This is a genomic window from Blautia sp. MSK17_66, assembly GCF_020538025.1.
In the GTDB taxonomy this organism is placed as follows: domain Bacteria; phylum Bacillota; class Clostridia; order Lachnospirales; family Lachnospiraceae; genus Blautia_A.
Map to the genome: position 1 here is coordinate 16,766 of NZ_JAJBNQ010000037.1, position 13,692 is coordinate 30,457.

Here is a 13,692-nt window from a genome sequence, read left to right on the forward strand (position 1 = left end):
ATCCATCGGGGTATTTCATAATTACGTTAAAAATCAGTCCTCATAACCATTCGGGTTCTTCTGCTGGAAATTCCAGGAATCTGCACACATATCTTTGATATCGTACTCTGCTTCCCATCCAAGTTCTTTCTTAGCTTTGGTTGCATCAGAATAGCAGGTTGCAACATCTCCTGCACGACGTGGTTTAATAGAGTACGGAATCTTTACACCTGTTGCGGCCTCAAAATTCTTAACAATATCAAGAACACTGTAGCCCTTTCCTGTACCAAGATTGTAAATACTGAGTCCGGAATTGTCCTCCAGCTTCTTAACAGCCTTTACATGTCCCTTTGCAAGATCAACTACATGAATGTAATCTCTGACACCAGTTCCGTCCGGTGTATCATAATCATTTCCAAATACTCCCAGTTCTTTGAGCTTGCCCACAGCAACCTGTGTGATATAAGGCATCAGATTGTTCGGGATGCCATTTGGGTTCTCACCAATCAGACCGCTCTTATGAGCACCGATCGGATTAAAGTAACGAAGAAGTACTACATTCCACTCTGGATCTGCTTTCTGGATATCTGTAAGAATCTGCTCCAGCATGGATTTTGTCCATCCGTAAGGATTGGTGCACTGTCCTTTCGGGCATTCCTCTGTGATCGGAATAATTGCCGGATCGCCATATACAGTTGCAGAGGAAGAGAAAATAATATTTTTGACTCCATGCTTTCTCATTACATCTACCAGTGTAAGGGTACCTGCGATATTGTTTTCATAATATTCCCACGGTTTTACAACAGACTCACCCACTGCTTTAAGTCCTGCAAAATGAATACAGGAATCAATGTCTTCTTTTTCGAAAACTTCATTCAATCCCTCTCTGTCGAGAATATCTACTTTATAAAATTTAACTGGTTTACCTGTAATCTTTTCTACACGTTCAAGACTCTTCTCACTAGAGTTGCTCAGGTTGTCCAGTACTACTACATCATATCCTGCATTCTGAAGTTCTACTACGGTGTGGCTTCCAATAAAACCAGCTCCACCTGTTACTAAAATTGCCATGGTTTTCTCCTCCTGACGTTTGTTCTGGTTCTGTTTCGATGTCATTGTAGCACCATTCCTTTGTTTTAACAATATCTTCTTAAATCCTCCATCATATTTTACTAAAACTCCGTCATATTTTACTATAATTGTTCTCTGCCAAAATCATTGGATCATTCTCAAATTACCTGCTCATTTTACTGCTTCCTGGTGAATATTCCTGTTTTTAATCGCTCTCTGATCCCCTCTTTTTCCATGTCAATAGTGTTTTTTGTGCAATATATATTATTTTTTTTGTTTTTTTCGTTATTTTTAGCCATTTTTATTGACACGCTTGTTTTCAAAATATATAATCAAGCTAATATATACGATTTCTCATGAGCTTAAGCTGACTTTTTGGTCAGTTTCACAATCAAAAGGGAGGATTTATTTATGAAACGAAAAATCGCTTTAGCAATGGTACTGGCAATGACAGCAACAATGGCTCAGCCTGTTCTTGCAGCAGATGACAAGACAACTCTTGATGTCATCATCAGCCAGTATGGTACCCAGACACAGGCCTGGTGGACCCAGTTCGAAAAAGATTTCGAAGCAGAAAATCCGGATATCGATCTGAACCTGGAGGTTATTTCCTGGAATGACCTTGCTACCAAGGTTAATACACTGATTGCCAATAACAGTGCTCCTGACATTCTGAATATCGACGTTCTTGCAGATTATGTAGCTGACGATCTGCTGATGCCTGCAACAGAATATACATCTGATGAACTTCAGGCTAAATTCTTCCCGGCATTCTGGGATGCAAGCAACATCGATGATACAGTATATGCATTACCAATCCTTGCTTCCTGCCGTGCACTCTTCTACAATAAAGATATCCTTGATGAAGCAGGTGCAGCTGTTCCTACTACATGGGCAGAACTTCAGGATGCAGCAAAGAAGATCAAAGATAAATTCGGCGATGACGTTTATCCATGGGGTATTGATATGACAACTGACGAAGGTCAGGCTGCATTCTCTTATTATACATGGAACAATGGCGGCGGATTTGTTGATGAAAACGGCGACTGGGCTCTGAACAGTGACAAAAACGTAGAAGCTCTGAACTTTGCGGTCGGTCTTGTAAACGATGGATATACCAACTCCGATCCTGCAAATGAGACACGTTATGATCTTCAGGATATGTTTGGTGCAGGCAAAGTTGCCATGATGATCGGACCGAACAACATTCCTACCTATCTCTCCGATGGTGGATATGATATCAACTACGATGTAACAACCATCCCTGCAAACGAAGGCTGCGAATCTATCGCTATGGGTGTTTGCGACCGTCTTGAAGTATTCAAGGATGACTCCGCAGAGGATCAGGAAGCTCGTACTGCTGCCATCAGCAAGTTCTTCGACTTCTTCTACGATGATACACGTTACGCAGATTACATGGTATATGAAGGATTCCTGCCAACAACCCAGACAGCAGCAGACCTTCTTGCAAAAGATGACGAAACCTTCGCATCCTGGATTGATATTCTCCAGAGCTGCAACTTCTACCCGGCAACCAAGACTGAATGGGCAGATGTAAAACAGGGTGTTATCGAAGTTGAACAGAACGCACTTCTTGGTGATGATGTGCAGACACTTCTCGATGACCTTCAGGCTGATATCGCAGGCTGATCTCCAGATTTAGGCACGATTTAACCGGGAGCCGGACATTAGTGACCGGCTCCCGCTTCTTTTTGACAAACGATTTGGTGGTGGAAATATGAAAAAAAAGAAAACGCTGGCTGCGATAGAGCCATATCTCTGGCTGCTTCCAAGCATCCTTATCATGACAATCTTTATTCTCTTTCCGATTTTCGAAGTTTTCCGTACTTCCTTAAGTGAAGTAAGTAAAGCCGGACTTATCAAAGGCTTCTGTGGGTTTGACAACTTCGCCAAAGTCCTTAAGGGATCTACTTTTAAGATGGTTCTCAAAAATACACTTGTATGGACCGTTGCCGTTGTTGTGATCTCCACAGTGTTTGGTTTTATCCTCGCACTGGTCCTTAACAATACCTTCCGTTTCCGTAAAGCAGTCCGTGCGATCGTTGTTTTTCCATGGGCAACTTCCCTGATCATTCAGGCAGGTGTATGGAAATTCATCATCGACAAGGACTATGGTTCTCTGAACACTCTTTTAATGAAACTCGGACTGATCTCCAGCCCGGTCAACTGGACCCCTACCCCTGGCGCGTATTTTGCCTGGGAAATCTTTGTAGGTATTTTTGTAACTGTACCATTCGTTACCTTCTGTGTTCTTTCCGGTCTGCAGAGTATCGATAACTCCTATTATGAAGCGGCTACTGTTGACGGTGCAAACTACTGGCAGAAACTGTTCAAGATCACTATTCCTCTGGTAAAATCCTCACTGACGGTAAGTACGGTATTAAATATCATTTATGTATTTAACTCCTTCCCTATCATCTGGACGATCACCAAAGGTGATCCTGCAAGCCGAACAGATACCCTTGTTACCTATCTTTATAAACTTGCTTTCTACAAAGGTAAATCCGGCGAAGCAGCCGCTGTATCCGTGATCGGATTTCTGATCCTGTGTATATGCGCTTCTGTTTATATGGTAGTTTCACTCAGAAAGGAGGAGGAAGACTAATGAAAAATCATTCACGTGACTCCAAAAGCATACTCCTTCGGGTTCTTCTTTATCTTTTTGTTATTCTGGTCGTACTGGTTACCTTGTATCCCTACTTTGTCATGTTTACGACAGCAGCAAAGAGCCGTGCAGAAATCTATTCTCCGGAGGGAACACTTCTCCCGATCCAGTGGCTGTGGCAGAACTTTAAGGATATCTGGACACTGGCTCCTCTTTCCAGATATTTTCTGAACTCCCTGATCGTTGCAGGCGGCTCCACTCTGATCGCGATCGTATGTGGTATTCCGGCAGCCTATGCACTTGCCCGAATGAAATTCAAAGGCAAAAAGGTTTTCCTGGGAATCGTTATCATCTCCCAGATGTTTGCTCCTGTAGTCCTTCTGGTTGGTATCTATAAGATCATGTCTGTTTTTGGCATGACAGACAGCCTTATTGGCCTCGTATTCATCAATGCCGCTTTCAACCAGGCATTTGCGATCTGGCTCCTGCGCGGTACATTTATCTCTATTTCTCCGGAAATGGAACAGGCTGCCACTGTAGACGGCTGCGGCAAGGTTTCTGCCCTGATCCGCATCCTGCTTCCGGTTGCTGCACCTGGTATCGTAACTGCTCTGATTTTTATCTTCATCAATGCATGGAACGAGTATACCGTTGCCCTGACCCTGATCTCAACAGACGTGTTCAAGCCTCTGACTGTTGGTATCACAATATTTAATGGTTACAACATGATCGAATGGCAGTACCTGTTTGCATCCTCTCTGTTTGCTACAGTGCCTGTTATCATTCTGTTTGTACTTATCGAAAAGCATCTGGTAGGCGGCCTTACCTCCGGTGGAGTCAAAGGATAAACAGTCAAAAAGCTTCGGATCTTAAATGATCCGAAGCTTTTTTTGAATACTGCTCTGTATATTTATTTGTATCTACTTATATTTCTTAATGATCTCATTCATCTGCGGAAGCTTTTCCTGCATATCCTTAACAAGAGTAAGCTGTGTCCTGCATCTGTCAAGATTATGTCCTTCTCTGTGTATCTTAAAGTAATGATCTCCTTCCAGATGATCTGTAAGAAAACGGATACCGTTCTCAAAAGTCATAAGAATCGCACCCAGCGGCAGGGTTTCAATCTCAAGTTCTGTCAGTGCACCACCGCAGCCTTCAATAAATCCCTTCGCATAAACATCAAACAGATGAAGATTACAGGATACCTTTGAGAGATCTCTTTCATCTTCTAGTGCTGTGCTTGCCCCAAACCGGATAGAATCACCGAAATCATTGGCTGCCAGCCCCGGCATCACGGTGTCCAGATCGATCACGCAGACAGCCTTTCCGGTTTTATCATCGATCATGATATTATTCAGTTTGGTATCGTTATGAGTTACACGAAGCGGAAGCCTTCCATCTTTCTGCATATCATACAATGCCCGTGTCAGTTCTTCTCTTTCCAGAATAAAGTTGATTTCATCCTGAACAGCTGCAGCTCTTCCACATACATCTTCAGCTACTGCTTTTTTAAATTTCTTCAGACGGTCCGGTGTATTATGAAAATCTTTGATCGTCTCATGAAGAGTTTCTGCCGGATAATCTGCCAGAAGTCTCTGAAAATGTCCAAACGCCACTGCACTCTGATAAAAATCATTATCATCCTTGACCTGTTCATAGCAGGTTGCTCCCTCTATAAACAGATAAATTCTCCAGTAATCTCCCGTTGAATCAACAAAATATGGAAGATTTTCCCGGCTGTTTAACAGCGTCAGAGTTTCACGCTCCGGATCGCCGCCATTTTCAATGATCTTTTTGCGGAGCCATGAAGTAACACCGCTGACATTTTCCATCAGTTCCTGCGGATTCTTAAAGATACGCCTGCTCATTCTCTGCAGAATATAACGCCTGATCCCCTCCGGGGTTTCACAGGTAAGCCTGTAGGTATCATTGATATGTCCGTTTCCATACGGAATACATTCTTTTAGTTCACCCGGCAAATTAAAAGCTTCTGTCACTTCGGATATTTTATTGCTGTTTTCCACCTTATGCTTCCTCCCATAAATTCTGCGGATACAGTCCCTGATCTTTCAGATTCTGGATCGCATTCATAACCATCGGCTTATCTTCTTTGTATGTGACTCCATACCATTTGTCCTCTGACTTCAGGACTCTGACTGTTGCTTTCTTTTCCTGAAGAAGTTCATCCACTACAAACGGAAGGAAATATTCCCCCTTCATAGGATTGTTCTGAAGTGCCTCATCGAGGAATGGTTTAAAACGGGCCTTCAGTTCCTGCAAAATACTTTCTGAAAAGCCCCACATATTCATAGAAACGATGCTGCCCTTCGGAAGCATTGTCCAAGTCTTACCATCATCTTCTGTGTACGCTGTTCCACCGTCATGCTTCTCAATATGTGTACGCTCGTTGATCTTGATCAGATGACCTTCCTCATCTGTCACACAGACCCCCCTTGCAACATGTCCATTCTCTGTCAAGGTATTTTCAAGGCGATAACCGACCATCATATAATGATAAACGTCTCCATCTTCCTGATTGGAAGTCAGGAAATCATATGCCATCTTAAATGCATGCATTCCATAATAATCGTCTGCATTAATAACCGCAAACGGTCCGTCAATCTCATCTATGCAGCTCAGCACAGCATGTCCTGTTCCCCACGGTTTTACTCTTCCCTCCGGAACAGAATATCCCTCTGGAAGATTTGCTAATTCCTGGAACACATAGGCAACCTCTATCTGTCTGCTCAGCCGGTTGCCGATCACCTCACGGAACATCTCCTCATTTTCTTTCTTTATAATAAATACAACTTTTTCAAATCCTGCTCTCACTGCATCATAAATAGAAAAATCCATAATGATATGTCCTTCTTTATCAATAGGATCGATCTGTTTCAGGCCACCGTAACGACTTCCCATTCCTGCTGCCATAACTACTAAAACCGGTTTCTTCATCATCTTTTCCTCCTGTTTCTCAGTGAAATACTATCTCCTGGATAGTGTTAAAATAACTGTACACCACAAACTTCTATAAGACAATAAATAATTCTTATCCTCTATATAATATGTACACTTTTTTCAAAATAGTATTTGCACGATCAATCGATATTTTTGTACAATATTATTTATAATTTGACTATTTCGTACAAATTTATTATTATAAAGAAAGGTAACAATATTATAAATCAACAACTCTTATCTTACAGAGGAGGAATTTCCGTGGCTTATCAGAGTGTTTCGCTGGAGCGGGAACTTTTTATAAAAAGCATTTATACCATTCATTACTACGAATATCAGAATGATTTTTATTTTGACGGAGAACGTCATGACTTCTGGGAATTTCAGTGTGTTGATACAGGAGCCGCCGAGGTTGTTACTGACAATGGCTGTTATACACTGTCCCGTGGACAGGTTATCTTTCATCGTCCCAATGAATTTCATACATTAAAGGCTACCGGAAGAACTGCACCACGCGTTGTAGTGATCTCTTTTGCCTGCGATTCTCCATGTATGAAGTTTTTTGAAAACAAGGTTCTTAATTTTTCTGATACCGAACGCAGCATTCTCGGCCGTATCATTGCCGAAGCCCGGAACTGCTTTTCTTCTCCCATGGATGATCCTTATCTGGAACAAATGAAAAAGAAAGAAAACATCCCCTTTGGAGCACAGCAGCTTCTGATCCTGTATCTGGAAGAACTTCTGATCCATATGATACGCCGCTGTACAAATTCACACTATTCTGCGTCTGCCGGAATTTACGATCCATGTCAGACGACTTCTGATGTCTGCCGGGAAATCATACATTATCTGGAACAGCACATCCGGGAATCTCTGACTATCCAGGAAATTTCCAGAAACAATATGATCGGCCATTCTCAGCTGCAGAAGATTTTTCGAGAGGAATACCAGTGCGGTGTGATTGAATTTTTCACCCGTATGAAAATAGATTTTGCCAAACAGCTTATCCGGGAAAACGATATGAACTTTACTCAGATTTCAGATTTTCTTGGCTATTCTTCTATCCACTATTTTTCCCGGCAGTTCAAGAAACTGTCCGGAATGACGCCTACAGAATATGCCACTTCCATAAAGGCAATATCCGAGCGTCCCCAGAACAGGAACTGAGTATCATCCATAAAATTCCATCACAGTTACGAATTAAAAATACAAATAATCCATAAATGGACAGGGAGGAAATCACATGCAAATCTGTAAAGTAAAAAACTATCAGGAACTCAGCCGCAAAGCTGCCAATCTCATTGCAGCTCAGATCATCCTGAAACCAGACAGTGTTCTCGGTCTGGCGACCGGCTCATCTCCTGTCGGCACTTACGACAGACTGGTGGAAATGTACCAGGACGGCGACCTGGATTTTTCCGAAATCACCACTGTAAACCTTGATGAATATAAGGGACTTTCAGGCTCTCATGAACAGAGCTACCGCTACTTCATGAACACACATCTGTTCCACAGAATCAACATTTCCTATGATCATACTTATGTTCCGGACGGCACAGAAACAGACAGTCACAAAGCCTGCCAGGCTTATAACGAACTGCTTCACCAGGTAGGGCCTGCGGATCTTCAGATTCTAGGTCTTGGTCATGACGGACATATTGGTTTCAATGAACCTTCCGATCACTTTGAGGATGAAACACATTGCGTTGACCTTACCGAAACCACAATCCAGGCAAATAAACGTTTCTTCGCCAGTGAGGACGATGTTCCACGTCAGGCCTATACCATGGGAATCGGAACGATCATGCGCTGCAAAAAGCTTATTGTTGTTGTCAGCGGCAAGGACAAAGCTTCTATTTTGAAACAGGTGATTCAGGGACCAGTCACACCAGAAGTTCCAGGATCCATCCTTCAGTTCCATCCGGACTGTATCATCATTGCCGATGAAGACGCACTCTCTGAAATGGAGTTTTAATTCCAGGAGTATCTTTCACACAAAAACGGAGCCGGTCAAAAGACCAGCTCCATTTTTGTGCCCTGCCCTGGTGCACTGTCCAGTATTATTTCCGCATTATGCATAAGCGCACCGTGTTTTACAATAGAAAGCCCCAGTCCAGTACCACCGGTTTCACGGGAATGACTCTTGTCTACTCGGTAAAAACGCTCAAAAATTCTTTTCTGCTCTTCTTTTGGAATACCAATTCCGTTATCCTCCACACGATAATACGGATGGTTTCCTCTCTGCCCTGCATAAATTTTGACGGTTCCGTTCTTCTCTGTATATCGTACCGCATTGTCCGCAATATTGTATAGCATCTCATAAAGAACCTGTCGCACGCCTTCTACGGAAACAGAATGTCCATCAAGCTGCAGCTGAATATTTTTTTTTGAAGCTACGCTGTTGAGATGAAGAATGATATCCTCTGCCAATTCATACAGATCCACTGATTCAAACGGCATATCACTGTCTTTCTCATCCAGTCTTGAAAGCTGGATAATGTCCGTTACCAGTGTACTCAGCCTGCTTGCCTCATGATAAATTCTTCCCGAAAATTCCTGTATCTTATTCTCCGGAACCATTCCGTTCATCATCAGCTCCGCATATCCCGAAATCGACATCAACGGCGTCTTAAGCTCATGAGAAACGTTCGCAGAAAACTCTCTTCGAACAGCCTCTGCCGCCTTGAGTTCCTCCATCTGTTTTGCAATCTGATGATTCTGCTCATCTACACGCTCCAGAAGAGGACGCATTTCCTCGTACTGTACTTCTTTGAGCGGGTGTTCCAGATCCAGGGTATTGATCGGTTCGATCAGATCCTTTGTCTGCTTTCTCACCAGAAAAAAAGACAACAGCAGAATCAGGATCAAAAGCACTCCAAGAATGGAAAAACTCGATAACATTGTTGAAAACACACTGTCCGTTGTACTTCCCACACGGAGAATATTTCCATCTGAAAGCTTCACCGCACAGTAGAAGTTCTGCTTGGAAAGTGTCTCTGAATAACGCATAGTCTCCGCATATCCGTTCTTTTCTGCCTCGATGAACTCTGGCCGGTTACTGTGATTTTCAAGCATCGCCGGATTCTCAAGAGAGTCAAACAGCACATTTCCTTCCCCGTCAAGAAGTGTAATGCGGGCAGCAGAGGCCTCATCCAGCTTTTTATCCAGATAAGAATCTCCCATCTTCTCCACGCCATTCTGAATATATCTGATACTGTCGCGGACACTCTGTTTCAGATCCTCATTGTATTTACTGTACATGACCAGACTTGCCGCAAAAAAAGTCAGGAACATGGACACAACCACTAGCAGACAGGTATGGTTTAAAATTTTTTTCCTCATTTTATGCTCCGATCCGGTATCCTACGCCACGGACAGTTTCAATCTGATTTCCGGCATCCCCAAGCTTCTGTCTGAGAGTACGGACATGTACATCAACTGTTCTTGTTTCGCCATCAAAATCATATCCCCACACATGACAGAGGATCTGATTTCGTGTCATGACCAGTCCCTTATTTTCCATCAGATACTGAAGAAGTTCAAACTCTTTTCGTGTCAGATCGATCTTCTGCCCTTTCCAGCAGACCTGATGCTTTCCGACAGACAATATAAGTTCACCGCATCTCAGTTCCTTATCCTCTTCCTGCCTGGAACAACGGCGCAGAACCGCTTTTACTCTTGCAACAAATTCCATCATTCCAAAAGGTTTCGTAATATAGTCATCCGCACCTGATTCCAGACCTCGCACCTTATCAAATTCGGCTTCTTTTGCTGTGACCATGATCACCGGAATATTCTTCGTCTCCTGAGAAGCTTTGAGTCTTTCCAGAATACTGTATCCATCTTCCCCCGGAAGCATGATGTCCAGAAGAATAAGGTCCGGAAGTTCTTCCCTCAGGGCAGCACGGAGTTCTTTTCCGCTTGAGAAGCCTCTTGCCGAAAATCCGGTTGTTTCCAGAGTATAGATTAAAAGTTCTCTGATATTTAATTCATCTTCTACACAATAGATCATTCTTTTATTCTTGTTACTTCCCTTTCTGCCCGGAATCTGCTGACTGTCTATGTCCCCTTATGGAAGTACATAACTGTTCCGTGCCCTCATAGTTACGGAAGCACATACTCTTTCTGCAGTTCTTCCAGACGATTAAAATACGAATCATCCGGTTCGTTTTTGAGGCTTTCCAGATGACTGTGTGTGTCATAAAGGTTCTCTCTTACCTGCGTTACACAGACACTGATGTTGGAACAATGGTCTGCGATGCGTTCCAGACTGGTAAGGAGGTCTGTGAGGATAAATCCCATCTCGATCGTGCATTCCCCTGAACGCAGACGATTGACATGACGCCGCTTCAGTTCTTTGCTCAGTTCATCCACAATCTCTTCCAGCGGCTCCACATCGCGGGTAAGATTCATATCCTGCTTGTCAAATACCTCATATGCCGTATCTACGATTCTCCCCACCGTGGCGATCAGAACCTGCAGTTCTGTTTTTGCCTGCACAGAAAAGCTGAGATTTTTTTCATAAAGTTCTCTTGCTGACTCCATGATGTTGACTGCATGATCAGAAATACGTTCAAAATCTCCAATACAGTGAAGCATGATGGAAACGCTGTGGCTGTCTTTCTCTGAAAGATCCTTGTTATTCAGCTTCACCAGATAAGTTCCCAGTTCATCTTCATAACGGTCCACCTTTGCTTCAATATTCTCAACTCTCCCCGCCTGTTCTTCATCATATTTCTGAATTAGTCCAAGCGCAATATCCAGAACCTTTCTTGACTCGTTCTCCATATGTCTGGCCGCATTTCTTCCCTGCTCTACTGCAAATGCCGGTTTTTCCAGAAATCTTGATTCCAGGATCATAAATTCCTGATCTTCTCTGCTGACTACATCGTGCTCATCATCGCGGATCGTAAGACAGGCAAGTTTTACAAGAAGTCCTGAGAACGGAAGCCATACTACGGTTGCTGTGATATTAAAGATACTGTGTGTGATCGCGATCGTAGCCGGTGTCGCCATCTGTGTCATAAAAGAAAAATGTACTGCTGTATTGATCAGATAAAACAGTGCCATAAATATAACCGTTCCGATAAGGTTAAAATACAGATGGATCATAGCTGCTCTTTTGGCATTTTTATTTGCACCGATGGCAGACAGAAGTGCTGTCACGCAGGTACCGATGTTCTGTCCCATAATGATCGGAAACGCAGCACTGAACGGAACTGCACCTGTCATACAAAGTGCCTGAAGAATACCGACAGAGGCGGAAGACGACTGAATGATCGCAGTCAGGATCGCACCTGCAAGAATTCCTGCTACCGGATTGGAAAATTTAAGAAGAAGTCCTGTAAATTCCGGGACATCTGCCAGCGGCTTTACAGCACCACTCATGGATTCCATACCAAACATTAATACCGCAAATCCAAGAAGAATCGTACCAATATCCTTTTTGCGTGAACTTTTGGTAAAGGTCAGAAGGATAATTCCGACCATTGCCAGCACCGGTGAAAAGGAACTCGGCTTCAAAAGACTGATAAAAAAGTTGCTGCTCTCAATTCCCGTCAGGCTCAAAAGCCAGGAAGTAACCGTAGTTCCGATATTTGCACCCATAATGATGCCGACTGCCTGCGTCAGCTTCATAATACCTGAGTTTACAAAACCAACGACCATAACCGTCGTTGCTGATGAGGACTGGATCACTGCAGTTACACACAATCCAAGAAGCACTGCCTTCCATTTACTGGAAGTCAGGTTTTCAAGAATCTGTTCCAGTTTTCCTCCTGATACCTTTGCCAGGCCATCGCCCATGACCTGCATTCCATACAAAAACAGGGCAAGTCCGCCCAGCAGTGTCAATATGCTGAAAAAATCCATAATCTTCTCCTTCTTCTGCAGCTGTCAGGTGTTAATGCTATATTAACCGGCTGCTTTTAAATTTTAATATGGATTCATCATATTGGCAGAGTGTAAAGTTCTCACCAGCATTGTGTTAAATCTTTGTAAAATCGGATTTTGCAGAAAAATGGTTACTGTTCACTCCGTTCGCAGTAACTTGGTCAAAATGCATTCCAAATCACCTTCGGTGATGGCATTTTGCCCGGTATGTCTCGGGATTTTGCCATATTTATGGCAAAACACCTCGCGGGATATTACTTGTAAACAGTTACGAAAAATGTCCCTTATTCACGAGTCTCATGCTCAGAAGCTTCGTATATCCTCTCCCTCATCGCCCGTTTTATCAATAGAGCGAATGCGCAGATAATAACTTACATTTTCATTTACCTGAACTCTGACTCTGTCTCCGACACGATGTCCTTTCAGTGCTTTTCCAATCGGTGATTCAATGCTGACACGGTTTTCCATGGAATTTCCGCGGATGGAAGTGACCAGTTTGTATTTTTCCACCTCGCCATCCTCCTCAAATTCCACTTCAACAATATCGTCCATTCCCACTTCATCTGATCCGGAGGTATCCTCCACAAGTTCTGCGGTCTTGAGCATTCTCTCCAGATAACGGATTCTGCTCTCGTTCTGATTTTTGTGTTTCTTCGCAGCGTAGTACTCAAAATTTTCACTTAAATCACCCTGTGCACGGGCTTCCTTGACCGCCTCGATCGCTTCTTTTCGGATGACCAGCTTACGATGCTCTATCTCTTCTTCTATTTTTTCTACGTCTCTTTTTGTCAGTTTTTCTCTCATTTTATTCACTCCTGATTTTGCGCTGCCTTTTGGCAGTCTGTCTGTGAATTCCAGTATACACGAATTTCTTCTTTCATACAATCTCAGACCACAAATTAGTAAAAGCAGGTAACTGTTCACAGTAACAAAGGGAGCCTAAAAGGCTCCCTCAAACTTCAGCAACTCTTCTATACGGTTTATTCCTCATCTGCTTAAAAGTACCTCCCTTTAATGCTGAATTTTTTTGTTCGCAGCATATTTTCTTTGTATTATCATATCATTTTTAGATGTTTTTCACCAAGTGATATGCTCCCACCACTTAAATCCCAGATTTTGAAGTGGGGGCTTCTTGCTCAATGGCTCTATTGAGCCAAGTATCTACA

At 43.0% G+C, this 13,692-nt stretch carries 12 protein-coding genes; 5 read left to right on the plus strand and 7 right to left on the minus strand.

Going from position 1 to position 13,692, the window contains the following annotated elements:
* Nucleotides 1-33: 33 nt before the first annotated feature.
* Nucleotides 34-1,050 carry a UDP-glucose 4-epimerase GalE gene (galE, locus tag LIR34_RS16305; RefSeq protein WP_173903285.1) on the minus strand — a complete coding sequence of 339 codons (1,017 nt, stop codon included), beginning with the start codon at nucleotides 1,048-1,050 and terminating at the stop codon, nucleotides 34-36.
* A gap of 411 nt (nucleotides 1,051-1,461) precedes the next feature.
* On the opposite strand from galE, the gene LIR34_RS16310 reads away from it, so the two are divergent.
* The 3 genes from LIR34_RS16310 (at nucleotide 1,462) to LIR34_RS16320 (ending at nucleotide 4,524) form a co-directional block, all read left to right on the plus strand.
* Entirely contained in the window at nucleotides 1,462-2,700 is a 1,239-nt protein-coding gene (locus LIR34_RS16310; protein ID WP_161286228.1) for an extracellular solute-binding protein, read from the plus strand.
* Nucleotides 2,701-2,788: 88 nt separating this feature from the next.
* Nucleotides 2,789-3,676, plus strand: a complete 888-nt coding sequence (locus tag LIR34_RS16315) for a carbohydrate ABC transporter permease (RefSeq protein WP_161286229.1) — start codon at nucleotides 2,789-2,791, stop codon at nucleotides 3,674-3,676.
* Entirely contained in the window at nucleotides 3,676-4,524 is an 849-nt protein-coding gene (locus tag LIR34_RS16320) for a carbohydrate ABC transporter permease (protein WP_161286230.1), read from the plus strand. Before LIR34_RS16315 ends, LIR34_RS16320 begins: the two co-directional genes overlap by 1 nt.
* Nucleotides 4,525-4,596: 72 nt before the next feature.
* Here LIR34_RS16320 and LIR34_RS16325 read toward each other — a convergent pair whose 3' ends face one another.
* Nucleotides 4,597-5,700 carry a phosphotransferase enzyme family protein gene (locus LIR34_RS16325; protein WP_161286231.1) on the minus strand — a complete coding sequence of 368 codons (1,104 nt, stop codon included), beginning with the start codon at nucleotides 5,698-5,700 and terminating at the stop codon, nucleotides 4,597-4,599.
* Nucleotide 5,701: 1 nt separating this feature from the next.
* Nucleotides 5,702-6,631, minus strand: coding sequence for a sugar phosphate nucleotidyltransferase (locus LIR34_RS16330; RefSeq protein ID WP_161286238.1), 930 nt, complete (start codon nucleotides 6,629-6,631; stop codon nucleotides 5,702-5,704).
* 264 nt (nucleotides 6,632-6,895) lie between these two features.
* Here LIR34_RS16330 and LIR34_RS16335 point away from each other — a divergent pair, with 264 nt between their 5' ends.
* Nucleotides 6,896-7,801 carry a helix-turn-helix domain-containing protein gene (locus LIR34_RS16335; RefSeq protein ID WP_161286232.1) on the plus strand — a complete coding sequence of 302 codons (906 nt, stop codon included), beginning with the start codon at nucleotides 6,896-6,898 and terminating at the stop codon, nucleotides 7,799-7,801.
* A gap of 76 nt (nucleotides 7,802-7,877) precedes the next feature.
* Complete coding sequence (gene nagB, locus LIR34_RS16340; protein WP_173903286.1) at nucleotides 7,878-8,609, plus strand: glucosamine-6-phosphate deaminase; 732 nt, start codon at nucleotides 7,878-7,880, stop codon at nucleotides 8,607-8,609.
* A 35-nt stretch (nucleotides 8,610-8,644) separates the two neighbouring features.
* Here nagB and LIR34_RS16345 read toward each other — a convergent pair whose 3' ends face one another.
* The 4 genes from LIR34_RS16345 to LIR34_RS16360 form a co-directional block, all read right to left on the minus strand.
* Entirely contained in the window at nucleotides 8,645-9,976 is a 1,332-nt protein-coding gene (locus LIR34_RS16345) for a sensor histidine kinase (RefSeq protein WP_173903287.1), read from the minus strand.
* 1 nt (nucleotide 9,977) lies between these two features.
* The gene (locus LIR34_RS16350) at nucleotides 9,978-10,646 is read right to left on the minus strand and encodes a winged helix-turn-helix domain-containing protein (protein WP_173903288.1); all 669 of its coding nucleotides are present in this window, start codon (nucleotides 10,644-10,646) and stop codon (nucleotides 9,978-9,980) included.
* A 92-nt stretch (nucleotides 10,647-10,738) separates the two neighbouring features.
* Complete coding sequence (locus LIR34_RS16355; RefSeq protein WP_173903289.1) at nucleotides 10,739-12,505, minus strand: Na/Pi cotransporter family protein; 1,767 nt, start codon at nucleotides 12,503-12,505, stop codon at nucleotides 10,739-10,741.
* Between the two features lie 324 nt (nucleotides 12,506-12,829).
* Complete coding sequence (locus LIR34_RS16360) at nucleotides 12,830-13,330, minus strand: GreA/GreB family elongation factor (protein WP_161286237.1); 501 nt, start codon at nucleotides 13,328-13,330, stop codon at nucleotides 12,830-12,832.
* Nucleotides 13,331-13,692 lie beyond the last annotated feature (362 nt).

Bases quoted from the DNA above. Each gene is read 5' to 3' on its own strand.
- LIR34_RS16330 (WP_161286238.1), bottom strand. From the start codon at position 6,631: ATGAAGAAACCGGTTTTAGTAGTTATGGCAGCAGGAATGGGAAGTCGT.
- LIR34_RS16350 (WP_173903288.1), bottom strand. From the start codon at position 10,646: ATGATCTATTGTGTAGAAGATGAATTAAATATCAGAGAACTTTTAATC.
- galE (WP_173903285.1), bottom strand. From the start codon at position 1,050: ATGGCAATTTTAGTAACAGGTGGAGCTGGTTTTATTGGAAGCCACACC.
- LIR34_RS16345 (WP_173903287.1), bottom strand. From the start codon at position 9,976: ATGAGGAAAAAAATTTTAAACCATACCTGTCTGCTAGTGGTTGTGTCC.
- LIR34_RS16310 (WP_161286228.1), top strand. From the start codon at position 1,462: ATGAAACGAAAAATCGCTTTAGCAATGGTACTGGCAATGACAGCAACA.
- LIR34_RS16360 (WP_161286237.1), bottom strand. From the start codon at position 13,330: ATGAGAGAAAAACTGACAAAAAGAGACGTAGAAAAAATAGAAGAAGAG.
- LIR34_RS16320 (WP_161286230.1), top strand. From the start codon at position 3,676: ATGAAAAATCATTCACGTGACTCCAAAAGCATACTCCTTCGGGTTCTT.
- nagB (WP_173903286.1), top strand. From the start codon at position 7,878: ATGCAAATCTGTAAAGTAAAAAACTATCAGGAACTCAGCCGCAAAGCT.
- LIR34_RS16355 (WP_173903289.1), bottom strand. From the start codon at position 12,505: ATGGATTTTTTCAGCATATTGACACTGCTGGGCGGACTTGCCCTGTTT.
- LIR34_RS16315 (WP_161286229.1), top strand. From the start codon at position 2,789: ATGAAAAAAAAGAAAACGCTGGCTGCGATAGAGCCATATCTCTGGCTG.